Annotated in this window: 16 protein-coding genes; 3 read left to right on the top strand and 13 right to left on the bottom strand. The window is 60.8% G+C overall.

Features of this window, described 5'->3' with window-relative positions:
• The first annotated feature begins 96 nt into the window (after window positions 1–96).
• Window positions 97–3,147 carry a PVC-type heme-binding CxxCH protein gene (locus ACOOHD_RS18765; protein ID WP_420459412.1) on the top strand — a complete coding sequence of 1,017 codons (3,051 nt, stop codon included), beginning with the start codon at window positions 97–99 and terminating at the stop codon, window positions 3,145–3,147.
• Between the two features lie 41 nt (window positions 3,148–3,188).
• Here ACOOHD_RS18765 and ACOOHD_RS18760 read toward each other — a convergent pair whose 3' ends face one another.
• Window positions 3,189–4,418, bottom strand: coding sequence for a Gfo/Idh/MocA family protein (locus tag ACOOHD_RS18760; protein ID WP_420459411.1), 1,230 nt, complete (start codon window positions 4,416–4,418; stop codon window positions 3,189–3,191).
• Between the two features lie 214 nt (window positions 4,419–4,632).
• Here ACOOHD_RS18760 and nadA point away from each other — a divergent pair, with 214 nt between their 5' ends.
• Window positions 4,633–5,640: a quinolinate synthase NadA gene (gene nadA / locus ACOOHD_RS18755; protein ID WP_420459410.1), complete on the top strand. Its 1,008-nt coding sequence runs from the start codon at window positions 4,633–4,635 to the stop codon at window positions 5,638–5,640.
• 72 nt (window positions 5,641–5,712) lie between these two features.
• On the opposite strand, the gene ACOOHD_RS18750 is transcribed toward nadA, so the two are convergent.
• The 10 genes from ACOOHD_RS18750 to ACOOHD_RS18705 all read right to left on the bottom strand — a co-directional run bounded on the left by ACOOHD_RS18750 (window position 5,713) and on the right by ACOOHD_RS18705 (window position 13,693).
• Window positions 5,713–5,889: a hypothetical protein gene (locus ACOOHD_RS18750; RefSeq protein WP_420459409.1), complete on the bottom strand. Its 177-nt coding sequence runs from the start codon at window positions 5,887–5,889 to the stop codon at window positions 5,713–5,715.
• Window positions 5,890–5,993: 104 nt separating this feature from the next.
• Entirely contained in the window at window positions 5,994–8,540 is a 2,547-nt protein-coding gene (locus ACOOHD_RS18745; protein ID WP_420459408.1) for an OmpA family protein, read from the bottom strand.
• Window positions 8,541–8,600: 60 nt separating this feature from the next.
• Window positions 8,601–9,707, bottom strand: coding sequence for a PorP/SprF family type IX secretion system membrane protein (locus ACOOHD_RS18740; RefSeq protein WP_420459407.1), 1,107 nt, complete (start codon window positions 9,705–9,707; stop codon window positions 8,601–8,603).
• 36 nt (window positions 9,708–9,743) lie between these two features.
• On the bottom strand, window positions 9,744–10,268 hold the full coding sequence (locus tag ACOOHD_RS18735) for a DUF2480 family protein (protein ID WP_420459406.1): 525 nt from the start codon (window positions 10,266–10,268) through the stop codon (window positions 9,744–9,746).
• Entirely contained in the window at window positions 10,240–10,836 is a 597-nt protein-coding gene (gene scpB / locus ACOOHD_RS18730) for an SMC-Scp complex subunit ScpB (protein ID WP_420459405.1), read from the bottom strand. Before scpB ends, ACOOHD_RS18735 begins: the two co-directional genes overlap by 29 nt.
• A complete protein-coding gene (locus ACOOHD_RS18725; protein WP_420459404.1) occupies window positions 10,833–11,270 on the bottom strand; it encodes a MarR family winged helix-turn-helix transcriptional regulator in 438 nt (145 codons plus the stop codon). The genes scpB and ACOOHD_RS18725 overlap by 4 nt, the downstream gene beginning before the upstream one ends.
• Before the next feature lie 4 nt (window positions 11,271–11,274).
• A complete protein-coding gene (locus tag ACOOHD_RS18720) occupies window positions 11,275–12,120 on the bottom strand; it encodes an alpha/beta fold hydrolase (RefSeq protein WP_420459403.1) in 846 nt (281 codons plus the stop codon).
• Between the two features lie 90 nt (window positions 12,121–12,210).
• Complete coding sequence (aat, locus tag ACOOHD_RS18715) at window positions 12,211–12,894, bottom strand: leucyl/phenylalanyl-tRNA--protein transferase (RefSeq protein WP_420459402.1); 684 nt, start codon at window positions 12,892–12,894, stop codon at window positions 12,211–12,213.
• Window positions 12,895–12,897: 3 nt separating this feature from the next.
• The gene (locus ACOOHD_RS18710; RefSeq protein ID WP_420459401.1) at window positions 12,898–13,194 is read right to left on the bottom strand and encodes an ATP-dependent Clp protease adaptor ClpS; all 297 of its coding nucleotides are present in this window, start codon (window positions 13,192–13,194) and stop codon (window positions 12,898–12,900) included.
• Window positions 13,195–13,222: 28 nt separating this feature from the next.
• Window positions 13,223–13,693 carry a redoxin domain-containing protein gene (locus tag ACOOHD_RS18705; protein WP_420459400.1) on the bottom strand — a complete coding sequence of 157 codons (471 nt, stop codon included), beginning with the start codon at window positions 13,691–13,693 and terminating at the stop codon, window positions 13,223–13,225.
• Between the two features lie 70 nt (window positions 13,694–13,763).
• Here ACOOHD_RS18705 and ACOOHD_RS18700 point away from each other — a divergent pair, with 70 nt between their 5' ends.
• Window positions 13,764–14,087: a hypothetical protein gene (locus ACOOHD_RS18700; protein ID WP_420459399.1), complete on the top strand. Its 324-nt coding sequence runs from the start codon at window positions 13,764–13,766 to the stop codon at window positions 14,085–14,087.
• Here ACOOHD_RS18700 and hscA read toward each other — a convergent pair whose 3' ends face one another.
• Window positions 14,088–15,974, bottom strand: a complete 1,887-nt coding sequence (gene hscA, locus ACOOHD_RS18695) for a Fe-S protein assembly chaperone HscA (RefSeq protein ID WP_420459398.1) — start codon at window positions 15,972–15,974, stop codon at window positions 14,088–14,090.
• 32 nt (window positions 15,975–16,006) lie between these two features.
• Window positions 16,007–16,939 (bottom strand): hypothetical protein, encoded by a 933-nt coding sequence (locus ACOOHD_RS18690; RefSeq protein WP_420459397.1) that lies wholly within the window; start codon window positions 16,937–16,939, stop codon window positions 16,007–16,009.

Genomic DNA, 16,939 nt, shown 5'->3' with positions numbered 1-16,939 from the left:
TCGTCCGCTAGTGCGGACGAAAAAGAATCACGCTACGCGCGCGAGAAGTTCGGCGGACGACTGGCTGACGTATATTTACCGTCTACCCATCGATCCATGCAGTACGTACTATCCCTGGCGGCCCTTCTCCTAGTGCTCAGCGCCTGCGAGCGCCGCGAGGCCGCCCCCGAGCCGCCGGCCATCGACTACAGCCGCTTAAGCAAGGAAGAAAGGCGCTTACCGGAGAATGCCCTGGCCTCCTTCACCCTCCACCCGGGGCTGGACGCCGAGCTATTCGCCGCCGAGCCCATGCTGATTAACCCCACTAACCTGGATGTAGACGAGCGCGGCCGGGTATGGGTGTGTGAGGCGCAGAATTACCGCCGCTTCAACCACGACCACCCGGCAAGGGAGGCCGGCGACCGGATCATGATTCTGGAGGACCTGGACGGGGACGGCCGGGCCGATACCTCAAAGGTCTTCTACCAGGGCCCGGAGGTAAATGCCGCCCTGGGCATCGCTAAGCTGGGCGAGAAGGTGTACGTGGCCGCCAGCCCCAACGTGCTAGTATTTACCGATGCGGACGGAGACGACGTGCCGGAGTCGCTCGATACTTTGTTTACCGGCATCTCCGGGGTGGACCACGACCACGGGGTACACGCGATCGTATTCGGGCCCGACGGGAAGCTGTACTTCAACTTCGGCAATGAGGGCAAGCAACTGCGGATGGCCAGTGGGGAGCTGGCTAAAGATCTGCGCGGCGAAACGGTTGAGGAGGGCAAATCGCACCGGCAGGGCATGGTATTTCGCTGCAACGCCGATGGCTCGGAGCTCGAGATCATGGGCCACAACTTCCGCAATAACTTCGAGGTGGCGCTGGACGCCTACGGCCGTATGTGGCAGAGCGACAACGACGACGATGGCAACGAGGGCACGCGCATCAACTTCGTGATGGACTACGGCAACTACGGCTACCACGACGAGGTGACCGGGGCGGCCTGGCAGCAGGCCCGGGTGGGAATGGAGGAAGAGATCCCCCTGCGCCACTGGCACCTCAACGACCCCGGCGTAGTGCCTAACCTGCTCCAGACCGGGAGTGGCTCGCCGACCGGTATTCTCGTGTACGAGGGGCATAAATTGCCCGAAGTTTTCGAGGGACAGATGATCCACTGTGAGCCGGGTCATAACGTAGTGCGCTCCTACCCCGTGGTGGCCGATGGTGCAGGCTTTACGGCCGAGGTGGTGAACCTGATGGAAAGCCAGGACCAGTGGTTCCGTCCGAGTGACGTGTGCGCGGCCCCGGATGGCTCACTACTGGTTGCCGACTGGTACGACAGTGGGGTGGGCGGTCACCTGATGGGAGATATCGTGCGGGGGCGGGTATACCGCCTGCACAGCGTGGGGCAGGAGTCGTATACGGTACAGGCTCCGGATCTAAGTGACCTAGGTACAGCGATAGCCTCCCTGGGCCACGTCAACCAAGCGACGCGTTACCTTGCTTACCGGCGGGTTGTAGATGACCCCGCTGCTGCCCGGCAACTACGTGCCACGGTGGCCGACGGTGAGGCGGACATTCGCCTGCGCGCTCGGGCGGCCTGGGCGCTGGCCGAGATCGAGGGAACTATCGGTGAGATAGCGCCCCTGCTGCGTAAGAGTGGATACCCGCCCCTGCGGGAACTGGCCCTGCGTATGGCCCGTCAGTACCCCGGGGAGGGAAACCGCGACCTGCTGGCCCTGATCGGGTGGGCGGCCGACCGAGAGGATGCCGCCCTGTGGCGGGAGGCGGCCCTGGGGCTACGCTTTCTGGAAGGCGAAGAAGCCGATCGGCTCTTCGTGCGTTTAGCGAACCATTACGATGGCAACGACCGTTGGTACCTAGAGGCATTAGGTATTGGGTCCGATCTGTACGCCGAGGACCGTTTTGCGGCCTGGCTCGCTACGGATCCGCCGCTGAAGAAAAAGGCTTCCCGTGACCTCGTTTGGCGTAGTCGCTCGCCGGAGGCGCTGGCGCAGCTCGAAGCCTATATCCGGGAGGCGGAGGACACTCCCGAGCTCGCCCGCTTCTTCCGCGCGCTTCACTTTCAGCCCGCTGAGCGTACCGCCCCCCTTATTGAACGCGCCGTATATACCGAAGACCATCCGCGGCAGGAGGAGCTGGTACGCTTTGCCCTGGCCAGTATCGACCCCGACCAGATACGCACCAACCCCCGCCTGCGGCAGCGGGTGCAGGAGGTCATGCCCAGCCTACGTGGTACGGATGCCTGGTTACTGGTCGTCAGGAACGCCGGGGTTATCAGCGAAGCTCCCATTCTATTAGACTCCGCCCTGCAACATACCGACAACGACTACCGGGAGGGGGCCGTGAAACTGGCCTACGAGCTTACCGGACCAGCCTTCTACCTAGAGCGCTACGCCGCCGCTGATGCGACCGAACGCAGCCGATTGGTCGATCTGGCCCGCCACCTGCATACCGAAGAGATCATGGGCTGGTTGCAGGACATACGGAACGATACTACTCAGGAGCTCGCTACGCGCCAATTAGCCACCCGTAGCCTTGCTAATATGTGGCAGGGGATGACGGTCCTACTTGATGAGGTCAAGGACGGCGATCTACCGCGGGAGGAGGGGGAATACATTGCCCGGGTGCTCAGCCAGTCCCGGCGTGCCGACATTCGGGACGAAGCCATTGACTGGCTTGCGGCCAACCGGACCGGTGAAGCGATTGATCTGGATGGAATTGCCGACAGGCAGGGCGACCGGGCGCGGGGGGAGGCTGTCTTCACCGAATACTGCGCGGCCTGTCACCAGGTGAACGGCCAGGGCGTACAGTTCGGCCCCAACCTAAGCCGTATCGGGGAAAAGCTAGGTAAGGATGCCCTGGTAGCCGCCATCGCTTACCCCAGTCAGGGCATCGGCTTTGGCTACGAGGGGTATGAGCTCGCGCTGGTGGATGGCACTAGGCTCGTCGGCTACATCGAGTCGCAGACCGAGAATGAGCTCACGGTGCGCATGATGGGCGGGGTGAGCCGCACCGTGAAAAAAGCGGACGTACGAGACCGCCGCCCCCTGGAGGAGAGCCTGATGACGGCGGGGCTACATACCATCATGTCGGAGGAGGAGCTGGTGGATCTGGTGAGCTATTTGAGTGGGTTGCAGCTCACGAAGTGAAGTAAGCGTCGGACGCTTTAAAGCGTCCGGCGCTTATCCCCTCACTCCCCGGGGTACCGTACACCGATCAACTCCCGTACTGCAGTAAGCGTACGGTGCAACAGCAGGCTATCATCGAGTGACCACTGCGCAGATTCGGTGCGCCCAGCACGGATATCCTCCATCACCGCACGGGCCTCAAACAGGTAACCTTTACCCTCAAAGGCGTGGTAGTGATTTTCGGGAGGTACATCCCTTCCGCGCAGAATGCTATAGCCACGCGACTCGTGAAAGCGGGGGTGAATGTGCAGACTTGCCTCGGAACCCAGAATCAGCGCATCGCACTTCGTGATCCCCAGCAGCGTCGAGTAGCAGTGGGCGAGCCGACCACCGGGGTAGCGGAGGGTGACCTGAGTATCAATATCGGCCCCAAGCTCGGTGAGGCGGGCCGCGGCGTGGATGGACTCCGGCGCACCGAAGAAGTACTGCGCCAGCCAGATAGGATAGATACCGATGTCGAGCAGGGCACCTCCCCCGAGGGCGGGATTGTACAGTCGGTCGCGGTCGAAGTCCTCGCGGGGCTGACCGAGAAAGCCGAAGTCGGCGCGTAGGCTTTCTACCTCGCCAATCGCTCCCGTGTCGATTACCGTTTTCACCTCCATCAGGGCGGGCAGGAAACGCGACCACAAGGCCTCCATCAGATAGGTGCCGGTACGGCGCGCGGTCTCGATCATGTCCCTGACCTCGACAAAGCTTAGCCCCAGCGGTTTTTCGCAAAGGACGGGGATGCCGCGCTCCAGGCACATCAGCGTGAGCTCCCAGTGGCTGGTATGGGGGGTGGCGATGTAGACGGCATCGAGGCGGGGTCCGTCGAAGGTAGCCTCATAACTACCCGCGGCGTGCTCCGCCCCGTACTGTCGGCCGAACTCACTGGCGCGCTCCTGGGAGCGGGAGCCGACGGCTACGAGTTTAGCGTCCTCGACGCGGTGTAGGTCAGTGGCGAAGCTGTGGGCGATCTTGCCGAGGCCAAGGATGGCCCAGTGGAAGGTGGCGATGGGGGTAGAATTTGGCGAAAGGTAGGGATTAGATCGCCTTCGGCTAGTTAGACGCCCCGATAGCTTTCGGGGCTGGTTAGACCCCTGCGGGGGTAGACCGCTTCGCGGGTAGAACGGGGATGCTCGCTTCGCTCTGGGTGAGTTGTTGAGTTGTTGCGTTGTTGCGTTGTTGGGTTTGTGGGGATGCTCGCTTCGCTCGTCTGTGTGTTTCTGCTGGTGTTGCAGTTCGTAGTGCACCTGCGGCCCCACCTGCCTATCATACCTATTACACCTATCACACCTACAATAACCGCACCGCAACAACCCAATAACGCAACAATCCAATAACGCAACAATCCAATAACGCAACAATCCAATAACGCAACAACCCAATCCACTTAGTTTTAACTTTAAGCAAACCAACCTTTACTACAGTCAGCCGTTATTTGAGTACTTACTAACACACTGCCTTATGTCCGTTCAGCTTGATCTTGCTACTACGAATTTGAAACGTCGGGGGTATCTGGACCTGGATGTGGATCCTACGCTGGATCTGGTCGCCGAGATCAACCGGCTGAAGAAGGAGCGTAATGCGGTGATCCTGGCGCACTATTACCAGGAGTCGGAGATACAGGATATTGCGGACTATATTGGTGATAGTCTGGGCTTGAGTCAGCAAGCGGCTACCACGGATGCCGATATCATTGTCTTCGCTGGGGTGCACTTTATGGCGGAGACGGCCAAAATGCTGAGTCCGCAAAAGAAGGTACTGCTGCCGGACCTGAAGGCAGGGTGTAGTCTGGCGGATAGCTGTCCGGCGCCGGTGTTTGCGAAGTTTAAGGAGAAGTATCCGGACCATATCGTAGTGAGCTACATCAACTGTACGGCGGAGTTGAAAACGCTAACCGATATCTGCTGTACCAGTACGAATGCCAAGCACGTCATTGACTCGATACCGCGGGACCAGCCGATCATTTTCGCGCCGGACGTGAACCTGGGCCGCTGGCTGATCAAGGAGACCGGCCGGGACATGGTGCTGTGGAACGGTAGCTGTATGGTGCACGAGATTTTTAGCCACGAAAAGATTACGAAGCTGAAACTGGCGCACCCGGAGGCGGCATTTATTGCCCACCCGGAGTGTGAGGCGCACATACTCGATATGGCGGACCACGTGGGTTCTACCTCCAGTCTGCTGCGGTTTACGCGGGAGAGTGCCTACGACGAGTTCATCGTAGCTACGGAGCCGGGGATTATTCACCAGATGGAGCTGGCCATGCCGGACCGGAAGTTCTACCCCGCGCCGCCGAATAACACCTGCGCGTGTAATGAGTGCCCGCACATGAAGCGTAATACAATGGAGAAGCTGTACCTGTGTATGGAGTACGAGCTGCCGGAGATTAGGCTGAAGGACTGGGTGATCGAGCGGGGGGTGAAGAGTATTGACCGGATGCTAGCAATCTCGGCCAAGGCCGGATTGTAGACGCCCCGATAGCTAGCGGGGCTGGTTAGACCCCTGCGGGGGTAGACCGCTTCGCGGGTAGAGCGTGGGGGGTCAACTCGCTTCGCTCGTTGTAAGTAGGTGGCGGAGGAGGCGGGTGGTGATGGCTAGGCCAGGGATAAGGAGGGCTAGGCCGTAGAGGATGTCGATGAGGGCGAAGAAGCCGTCGCCGGAGAGAAATTCCAGGAAGGACAGGAGCAGTGTGATGCCGAGATTGATGGTCAGGAACAAAAGGTAATTCCGGGGGGCAGTCCTGCCGCTGAAATCAGCATAGCGGGCAAGGCCCTCATAGTACGCGCTAAGGGCGGCAACAAGGGGGCGCGGCAAGGTCACTGCTACTGGGCGATACTGAAGCTGTACTCGACCAACTCGGTAACCGGGCGGTCGGTTACCGGGTGGCTTTGCTCGAGGAAGATGTCAATACCGATGATCTCGGGGGCGTCTTTGGTGGTGCTATCAAAGGTGACTTCCAGGGTGCCGCTGTCGCCGGGCTGGTAGACGGTGGTGTTGTCGTGGGTGACGGTGGTGCAGTCGCAGGCCTGGATGAGCATGATCTGGGCGGGTACCTGGCCTACGTTGGTGAAGGTGTAGGTGAAGGATTTCTTTTCGCCCTGCTTCACGGCACCGAGATCGAGGGTGCGCCGATCGAATTGGAGGATAGGCAGGGAGGCAATCTCTTCGGCCGACTTTCCGTGTAGGGTGCTCATGGGGCTAATGGCCGGAATGGTATCCTGCGGCAGGCTATTGCGGTCGGGGCCGTCGATGGCGCGCTCGATGATGTCGCGGCGGATGATGATGCTGGTGGGCCCTTCGAGCACCTTGAACTCGGTGCGGCGATTGAGCTGGTGGGCGATCTCTTTTTGCTCGTTGTTGGGTAAGGCGTTGATGTAGGCTTCGGAGAGGGTATCGCCGGGGGCGAAGATGCTATCGGTACGCTCGGCTAGGCGCTCAGAGACGACGATGGGTTGGGTTTCGCCGTAGCCCTGGAACTTGATGCGGTTGGCGGCGATACCCCCCTGGGCGATGAGCCAGCGGCGGGCGGAGTCGGCGCGGCGCTTGCTTAGATTTAGGTTGTACCGGTCGTCGCCACGGAAGTCGGTGTGGGAGCCGAGCTCGATGACCAGGTCGGGGTACTCCTCCATCAGGGCGGTGAGGACGCGGAGGTCGCCCTCGGCGTCGGGCCGAATGTCGGACTTGTCGAGGTCGTAGAGGATATTTTCGAGGGCGATGGATTCCTCAATCTCGATGGTATCGTACACGGGGTTAGCGGCGGGGTCGAGCTTGAGAAAAAACACCTGTTCGTAGCTCTTATTTTCGAGGAGGCCGAGGGTATTGATCTCGACGGTGTCGGGGTAGTAGCCGGGGTGGCTAGCTACGATGCTGTACTCGGTTTCGAGACTGAGGCCGAAGTCGAAGCGGTTACCGTCGTCGCGCGACTTCTGGGTGCCGTCTCCGAGGGGTTCACCGTTACGGATGGGCTGGAGCTCGATGGTGCCGTTGGAGAGCGGCTGGCGGTCCTCGCTGAAGAGTCCAACAACTAGATTAGCGCGAATGGTGGGGATCTCAAAGCCGTAGATATCGTCGCAGCAGGTCTTGCTCTTTACGGAGCGGCCCTCACCCGGGCGGTTACTGGTCATGAAGCCGACCAGTCCATCCCCGTACACGCTCAGACTTTGGTCGTCGACGGAGCTATTGAAGCCGGGGCCCATATTGGTCGGCTCGCTCCAGTTACTGCCGTTCCAGGCGGCGTAGAAGAGGTCGGTGCCGCCCATGGTGGGCCGTCCGTTGGTGCTCCAGTAAAGGGTGCCGTCGAAGTAGAAGGGCGTCATGTCGTCGCCCACGGTGTTGATCGTTTCGCCGAGGTTGACGGGGGTGGCGTAGCGGCCGTCGCCCTGGTAGGTGGCATAGTAGATGTCGTAGCCTCCGAAGCCACCGTCCATATCGCTTACGAAGAACAGCACTTCTTCGCCGAAGAGCTCGCCGGTGGCGGGCTGTAGGGCCAGGTAATCATCGCTGTTGATGCCGCTGACGGGATTACCGCTCTTCCAGCCGGCATCGTCTACGTCGCTGACGTAAATTTTAGCCTCCGCCACCTTATTACTGTTCATGGCAATGCGGTTGTAGTACAGGCGGCGGCCGTCGGCGCTCAGACTCGGGTTGGCGGAGTGGACGCCGGGGCGATTGACCTCGCGGCCCAACTCCTCAGGCTTTTCCCATTCCCCCGCCTCTTCACCGCGGGTGGCGCTGTAGATGCGTACGTACTGTCCGTCGTCATTGGCGTCGGTAAATTCGATGGCCTCGGAGGCATCGGCCGTGGCGTAGTAGAGGGTGTTGCCGTCGGCGGAGAGTACTGGGGAGTATTCACTCCAGACACTATTGATGCTGCGGTCAAGCAGCTCGAGTTCTACCTCACCGGCCTCACGGTCCACGTCGCGGTACATACGGGCGCCCTCGATCTCCGTACGGGCCAGGTAGTCGAGGGTAGTATCCTGATTGAACTGTAGAAAGTTTTGTAGGTAGGTAACGGCCTCGTCGTACTGTTCGTCCATCTTCAGTACGCGGCCGAAGTAGAAGCGGTGGATGTTATTGGTGGTGTCGCTGGCCTCGGACCGGCGGAAGGCGCGGGTGTAGCCGCGAATGGCGGCATCTACGTCGCGTAGTTCGTAGTTCATCTGGGCAATGAGGGGCAGCAGGGTCTCGTCCTCATTTTTATCGTAGGCCGCCTGGTAATTATCCAGTGCCACCGTCCAGTTGTAGGTGACGCGGGCGGAGTCGGCTGCGGCCAACAACTGCTCCTCATTGGAACTACCGGCCAGGGGCTGGGCCGCCAGGGGCAGTCCGAGCAGCAGGACGAACACCGACAGGATGAATTTGGAGAGCATGAAGCAGCAAGTGAATGAAGAAGTAAAACGCAGCGGACCGGAAGATCGGTAAGAGTGACCCTATATTTTAGGGCACAACATCGTGGGTACGACGGTCGGCTTTTTGTAAATATTGAAGATATAAGCCGCGGAGACCTCAAAGCCCCCCTGGTAATTGGTCACCGTGCGGGCATCGCTCAGCGTAAGATCGTAGCTAAGGGCAACGCGCAACTGCTCGTAGTCCAGCCCCAGCAGTATCTGGGCGGCATCGCCCGTGCGGTAGCCTAGTCCCAGGCGTAGATCGATGTTCGGCTTGAGCGACCGACTGCCCCAGGCCTGCAGGGAGGCCGCGGTAACTCCGGCTGAGCTTTGCACAAACAGCGAGGGTTGAAAGCGCCACTTTTCACTCAGCTCCAGGTCGAGGCGGGCGTGGCCGTGGAGGGTGGAGCGGCGGCGGCGCTCGGCGTCACCGGCGCGCTGACCTATCGTGGTGCTGTCGATCATGGTACTATCGGCGAGAGTCATCGGTAGCAGGCTGTTCCGCTTCGGCCCGTTGAGGTGGATCATCGCGATCCCTACCTCCAGTAGGTTATCCTTCTCGGGGTCGAGCACGGAGCGGAGCATGACTCCGGCATTGATGTCGGAGTAGGTTTCGTTACTTCCAGAGCTCCCCATTCCCTCCGGTCGCAGTTCACCCTGTGCTTGACCGCCACCGCCCAGACTGGGGTCGATGGTAAGTTGCTGTACGAGCATGGGGTTGCTTACCTCCAGGCTATAGGAGGTGCTACCGTACTGAGCTCCAAGAGTGAATACGTTGCGGCGGTTGTCATCGAGGGCCAGATGGTAGGCGGCCGAAAAGCCGAAGTAGTTGGACTTGAGCGTCAGGTTACCGCCGACGCCGGCCCGGTCACTGATGAGGTTGGCCCCGGCCCCGATCCAGTCGTTCTTGCGGAAGCCGCGGACCACCGGTACGTCGAAGTAGGCGCTCGGCGTGCTCAGTCCGTTCTCGGTGTACCACTGCCCACGGTAGATGCCCCCGACGCGGCCCGAGCCACTGAAGGCCCCGGTCTGGGCCGGATTCAGCCACAGCGGATTGTAATCGTGAAGAGTAAAGTGGACGTCCTGCGCCCGTGCGCTTACCGCAGCCAGCAGGAACACAAACGCAAGCAGGTAAGGCATCGAACGCATGGGCAAGGTTTACGGGCCAAGATAAGGCACCGTCCCTTACTTGCGTACCAGGGGCTGTTTGTACACCGGCACCGTACTACAGGGCTCGCCGAACATGATGGAGCGGGCCACGGGGCGCAGTTTGGCCGTAATTTCTAGGTAAGCGGCCGGGGGTACGTCACGGTCACCGCAACCCTTCACCACCACCCGCTGACCGGCATAGTCTTCGGCATTCAGGGACTGCACCACCTGCCGGTAATGATCCCGTAAGTACTCCGACGCGGTGCCCTGATAAATATCGCTAGCGTAAGGAGAGGCGGCAGCGGCCACCAACATATAGGCCCAGGCGGGAATGATGGCATCGGCCGAGCAGTACACCAGCAGCACCTTATCCTGGTACTGGCTGAAGTCGTGTTCCTTGACGGCGGCGCGGAAGTCCTTTTCCTTTAGGATGAGCTCCATAAAGAGGTAGTCCTTCAGGTCAAAACTGACCAGGGGCTGCTGGGGCCAGTACGCTTCCAGTTTGAGGGTGATAAGACCGGAGGCGGCTACTTTATTGACCATCGGTTGCTTGGGCTGCATCCACGAGGATATCATCGGGGGTGCCGATGCTCTCGGGTAGTTTAAACTCCTTCGGCTGCGGCAGGTCGGTGAGCGACCGGATACCGAAGTAGTCCATGAATCGGTCGGTCACGCCGTACAGCAGGGGCTTACCCACGCTCTCGGCCCGACCGGTAATGGTAACAAGCTCCTTTTCCAATAGTTTCTGTAGGGCGTAGTCGCAGCTTACCCCCCGGATTTTCTCCAGCTCCGAGCGGGTCACCGGCTGGCGGTAGGCGATGATACTGAGGGTCTCCAGGGCGGAGCGACTGAGCTTCTTCGTACTCTGCTGCCGCAGGTGGGTGCCGATGGTCTGGTGGTAGGCGCCCTTACTCATGAACTGGTAGCCACCGGCAATCTCGACCACCTCGAAACTGTGCTGGGCGTGGTCGTACCGCCGCTTGAGCTCACCGATGGCCTGTAGGACGCTATCGCTGGTAAAGGCCAGTCCGAAGGTCTCCTCCAATACGCCGCGGATTTCCTCCAGTGCGATGGGCTGCGGCGCGGCGAAGATGAGGCTTTCAACGTGCTGGGGCAGGAACTCCATCATTCCTCCTCGAAATTGCAGCGAATGTGCCGGAGTAGATCCTGCAGCCGGTGGTAGTCTTCCTCCGTAAGTCCCGCCCAGGTCTGCTTACGCAGTTCCCTGACGTGCGGCATGATGCGCGCGTGGATAGCCTTGCCGGCCGGGGTGATCGCCACCAGGTAGCGCCGCCGGTCGTTAGGGAAGCGCTGCCGTTCCACCAGCTTCTTCTTGGCTAACTTATCGATGATGCGGCTTACCGTGGGGGCGTCCTTGAAGGTACCGTTGGCCAGATCGGTTTGGCTGGCGTTGCCCTCCGTGTGAAGTCGGTCGAGCAGCACCCACTGTTCGGTACTGATATCTACCCCCTCTTCCTTAAATGCACGTAAATAGTACTGTTTGAGTAGGCGGGTGGTGCGGTCCAGTACGGTGCCAACATTAGGATAAGCAAGGGATTTCACGTCGCTAAGGTACGGCGGTCACTAAACTATCGCGGTAGTAGTCAGCCAGTAGCCGCTCCGGCAACCAGTGGCTACCGGTGTAGTGATGCAGATGGACCGACGGCAGGGGGGTATACATGCTCACCAGCCGGTCGTGGTGGAGCAGGGGGTCTTTATCGCCTACGAATACGGTGCACTTAATGCTGTGACGCCGCAGGGCTGACTCGAATTCCTCGGCCCGCGGAGGAAATTTTAGAATACTCCGCAGCGTACCCGCGATACGCCGTCGGAAGGGCCGATCATTCAAATTGTATTTCAGGTATTCTGCCGAATACCGGTTGATAATACCCCGCTTACTCAACCAGTTCGACAACCGCAGAATGGCCCGTGGCCGCTCGGAGATCCGCGCTAGGGGACGCACCAGCACCGTGGGCAGGGTATCGATCCAGTTCGTGTACCGCCCGCCGGCCCCGTCCGGAGCCACCAGCGCCACGTCCCGCAGATCGGGATGCGCCAACCCCGCCAGACACGAGCTCAGGTAGCGCCCCCCGAGGCTATGGCCCAGCAGGTATACCGGCCGGTCGTGGTAGCGATTGAGCAACTGCTGCAGAATCAGCGTAAAATCCTCCGGCGTATATCGGTCATCGTACCACTCGGTCTTGCCGTGGTAGGGCAGGTCTGGTGCCAGGGTAGTGAATTGCTGCCCCAGGTGTAGACCGAGGCGTTCCATACGGGCCCCACTGCGGCCGAAGCCGTGTACGGCTAGTAAGATGGCACTGCCGCTACCGTACTGCCTTACGTAGATGCGGTTTTCGGGGGCCCCGGCGTGCTGGGAGGGACGGGTGTGGGTGAGCCAAAAGTGGGTGGTCATGGGGTAGTAACAGTGTAAGACACGGAAAATATCGTGGGCACGCAAAGCACGTAGGGAGTCAACCAGTTCAAACCCAGCGGCGAAGCCGCCCTACCCCCAAGCCCCCCGCTCCGTCTCCTCCTCCCCGATCAACGCCAACTGCTCCACGAACTCCACCCGTGGAATCGCCCGCCCCCCCAGACTCTTCAGGTGTTTAGTCTCCTGCTGGCAGTCGACGAGCCGGTAGCCGCGCTCCCCCAGCCGCCGCACCAGCGAAATAAAGCCAAACTTACTCGCATTGGGCCGCTTAAAGAACATGCTCTCCCCAAAAAAGACCTTCCCTAGTGCCAGCCCGTATAGCCCCCCGACCAGCTCGTCGCCCTCGTACACCTCCACGCTGTGCGCGATCCCCAGGGCGTGTAGCCCCACATAGCCGTCAATAAGCTCGTCCGTAATCCAGCTGCCCCACTGCCCGGGGCGGTACAGCTCCCGGCACTCCTCCATCACGCGCTGGAACTGCCGGTCGTAGGTCACCCGGTACCTCTGCTGGTTGAAGTACGGACGCATACTCTTGCTCACTTTCAGATCGGCCGGAAAAAGAACGAAACGCGGGTTGGGATGCCACCAGAGGATAGGTTCCCCCTCGGCAAACCAGGGGAAAAACCCCAGTCGGTAAGCCGCAAAGAGTCGCTCTGGACTCAGGTCCCCCCCGAAGCAGGCCGGCCCCTCTCCGTTCGACCGCAGCGGATCGGGAAAGAGCTCCGGGAACCGGGGGTCCAGACGGTACAGCGGCATCGACTAGCCTTTGCCCTCGATGACGGCGCTCAGGCCGCGGTCGCACAGCGCGTCTTTTTTGGGGCGTAGCTCGTTGAACGCCGCCGATTTCACGGTGGCCTTTCCCTTCAGGTGGATCAGTAGCGCCAGTTGCTCGCTCTGCTCCGCGGTATGGCCCAGCACCTCCACGAAGCTTTGCATCACCCAGTCAAAGGTATTGTGGTCGTCATTAAAGACAATCAGGTCGGCGGGCTCGCCAATGCTAACGTCGATGTCTTCCTCCAATAAGACATCCTCCTGGCCGGATGCGTATATGCTCATAAGTCTAGGCGCTCGATTCAAGAAAAAACTACGATAGGCTGGCCAAAGTTGCCTGCATGGCCGAATAATCGGGCTGGTCACCGGCCGAGGCCAGCACCTCCGCGTAGCGAATGATCCCCTCCCCGTCCAGCACGAAGGCCGCACGCTTACTCACCCCCTCCATGCCCAGCACGAAGGTGTCGTAGAGGGCGCCGTACTGCCGGCTTACCTCCTTATTAAAGTCACTCAGTAGGGGGAAGTTTAACCCCTCCGCAGCCTTGAAGCGCTCCAGGGTGAACACGCTGTCTACGCTGATGGCCACGATATCCGCCTCCAGCTCGTTGTAGTCGGCCAGCGCGTCGCGCATCGTACAGAGCTCCTCGGTACAGGTACCGGTAAAGGCCAGCGGGAAGAACAGCACCGCCAACCGGCGCCCCCGGTAGTCCGACAGATTCACCGCTTTTTTTTCGTCGCTATAGAGGGTGAACAGGGGGGCTTTATCGCCAACTTTCAGGGGCATAGAGTAGGTGATTAGTCGAGGGTAAGACAGCCCCCGCTGGGTATTGTTTGCCCCGCCGTACTTTACCCCCATGTCATTCCCCCTGCTCCGCGAGGCCTTCGAGGACGATACCGCCGAACTGGCCGACTTCGCCCGCGTACTCCAGCGCGAGCTCCTCCGGGCTGCCCAGGAGCTGGAGCATGCCATCCGCTCCCAGGATGCCGGGGCGGTCGCCGACTTAAAACACAAGCTCAAAACCAGCCTCCACCTTCTCGGCGACGAGCAGCTCAAGGCCAACCTCCAGCAGCTCGCCACCAATATGCAGGCCGGTCACGCCCCCTCCCCCAGCGCCCGCGAGCAGGTGGTTGATCGGCTGCGCCGCCTGGTCAGCGCCCTGGAACGCGAACGGTGGTAACTAGGAAGTCAGATCCCTACCCTTCATCGCTGCCGCCACATTACGGTCCAGGGCCTGGTGGGCCAGCGGTGCGGTAAACTCATTGAACTCCGCCAGCCGATTGTTGATCGCATCCTTGTCGTCGCCGGCCACGGCCTCCGACAGCAGGTCCACGAAGTGGTTGATCTCGCTCACCTGCCCCGTAGTCAGCCAGTCCTCATTTTGCCGGATAAATTTGCGCGCACTCAGCAGCACATTATTCGCCTCCGTTCTAGCCTCGGCCAGCCCCCGGGCCTGTAGGTCCGCCTCAGCGTTACTGAGGCTATCGATTAGCATCAGGGCCATTTCCTCCTCGGTAATGCCGTACTGCGATTTGATGGTCACGCTCTGCTCCGTTCCGCTGCGGTGCTCGGTGGCCTTCACCCGCAGGATGCCGTCGGCGTCCAGGTAAAAGTGGATCTCGATCTGCGGTATCCCAGCCGGCATGGGCGGGATATCGGTCAGCACGAACTCGCCCAGCTTTCGGTTATCGGCCACCATATCGCGCTCGCCCTGGTACACGGCTACCTTCAGTTTGACCTGCCCGTCCACGCTCGTGGTATACTTCCGGCCCACCCGCGTCGGCACCTTCGAGTTGCGCGGTATAATGGGATCCATCAGTCCTCCCACCGTCTCGATGCCCAGACTCAGCGGCGTGATGTCGAGCAGCAGCACGTCCTGCTGGTTGCCGGCCAGCACGTCGGCTTGGATCGCTGCCCCGAGGGCCACTACCTGATCGGGATCGAGGCTATCATTCACCTCCCGCCCAAAAAATTCACTCACCATTCGTTTCACCAGCGGGATGCGCGTACTGCCCCCCACCATGATCACGTGGTCGATAGCTTCCACCTTCAGCTTAGCGTCTGCGAGGGCGCGGCCGCAGGATGCAATGGTCCTGGTGACGAGCGGCGTGAAGCGCTCCACTGCCGTAGTACGGTCGATGGACAGCTCCCGCCCCCAGTACTCCACCACGAACCGCTCTTGGCTACTCAGCGCTTTCTTGGCCCGCTCGGCCAGCAAGCGCAGTTCCCCGCGCTGTTCGGCGGTGTTGGTCGGTAAGTCATACGTCTCGCACCAGTAATCCACAATCGCCTGGTCAAAATCATCGCCCCCCAGAAAGGTATCCCCGTAGGTCGAGAGCACCTCGAAGATGCCCTGCTCGATGCGTAGGATCGACACGTCGAACGTGCCGCCCCCCAGGTCATACACGGCAATGGTGCGGCCCTCATCTTCGTCCGTAAGCCCGATACCGTAGGCCAGGCTACTGGCGGTAGGCTCGTTGACGATGCGCAGCACGTCCAGTCCGGCCAGCTTACCGGCATCGCGAGTGGCCTGCCGCTGGGTGTCGTTGAAGTAGGCCGGCACGGTGATGACGGCCCGGGTCACGGGGGTCCCGAGCTCCTCCTCGATCCGGGCTTTAAGCTCCTGCAGGATACGGGCCGAGAGCTCGATGGGGCTATAAAACTTAGCGCGCCCATCGCCATCCGGTACGGCGATCTTCACCAGCCGGTCCTCGTTCTCGTCGATGATGCGGTAGCCGAAGCGGTCTTTGACTTCCGCCAGGTCGGAGTAGCTCTTGCCCAGCAGCCGCTTTACGGAGTAGATGGTGCGCTCGGGGACCGTGGTCAGGTACTGCTTAGCGGCATCGCCCACCACTACGCTGCCGTCGCTCCTGAAGTGAACTACGCTGGGCACCAGTACGCTCTTCCCGTCTTTACCCGCTACGGCGACCGCCTCACCGTTCTTCACGTGGGCGACGAGGCTATTAGTGGTGCCCAGGTCGATGCCTACGATGGTCTGCCCGCGCGTACTGACGGCCTTATCTTCGGCGACCTTGCCGGCCTTCAGGTCGATGCTATACTTTGCCATGCGGTTTATACGCCCGGGGGGCGGGGCGGGTTCTACGGCCGGCGGGCTAGTAGCCGTTCGGAAAGATCGCTGGTGGGCTCGCCCGGCCGGGGAATGTAGGTGTATAGTCCCTTAGCAAAGGTACTGGCTACCCACCGGCTCAACCTGCGCTCGGTGCTAGAGGAACGCAGGTAGATCGGCAGGGCGGCAAAGTCCACCTCCCTACTCGTCCTAAGCTGCTGCTCCAAACTGCTACCGCGTAAGTGGTGCTCCAGAAAGAACGTGGCGATGCGCTCGTTCCAGCCGGCCTTATTGCCCCAGTAGTGTCCGATGGTACCGTTGGCGGCGGCGAGTTCACCGCTCACGGCTAGGGCCAGGGAGAGGGCGAACTGCTCCACCAGGCGGCGGGTCACACCGGCGGCGCACAGCGCGTCGCAGAGGGCTAGGGCCAGCGCGATGGCCTCCGCTGCCCGTTCCGCGGCCAGGCCCACTACGCCGGCATTGTACATCGTGTCACTGCCGGTGATAGTGCGTCCGGCAAAGGTCTTACCACGGCACTGCCGGTACATTTTCTTCTCGGTGCTGGTGGGCAATGCATCGAGCCGGCCCTCCCGGGCGTGCATGAGGTGGGTCCCGCTAGCGAGGGTATCGGTCATATCACCGAGTTGCCCGAAGCAGAAGGTATCGGCGTCGAGGTACAGCAGGGACTGGCCTGGGTACTGCTGCTGTAGGGCTTCCAGGGCCTTAATTTTGATGCGCCAGAAAAAATCGTGGGGGCCCCGCCACTCCTGCAATTGGTCCGGACCGGTCACCTGGAGGTCGACCCGGTCGCCCAGGAGGGTATAGAAGGCGGGGGCGTCGGTATACACCACACAGTTTGGCTGCACCTGCGACCCCGCCCCGCTCTGCAACAGGGTGAGTGCGGAGAAGACAGCCTGCTGATGTACGCGGGGGTCCTGCCCGAAGGTGAGGTAAAGAACGATCAT

Source organism: Neolewinella sp. (genome assembly GCF_965214665.1).
Classification (GTDB): domain Bacteria; phylum Bacteroidota; class Bacteroidia; order Chitinophagales; family Saprospiraceae; genus Neolewinella.
The sequence above is the reverse complement of the archived record's forward strand: the minus strand, read 5'-3'. Positions and strand labels throughout refer to the sequence as shown.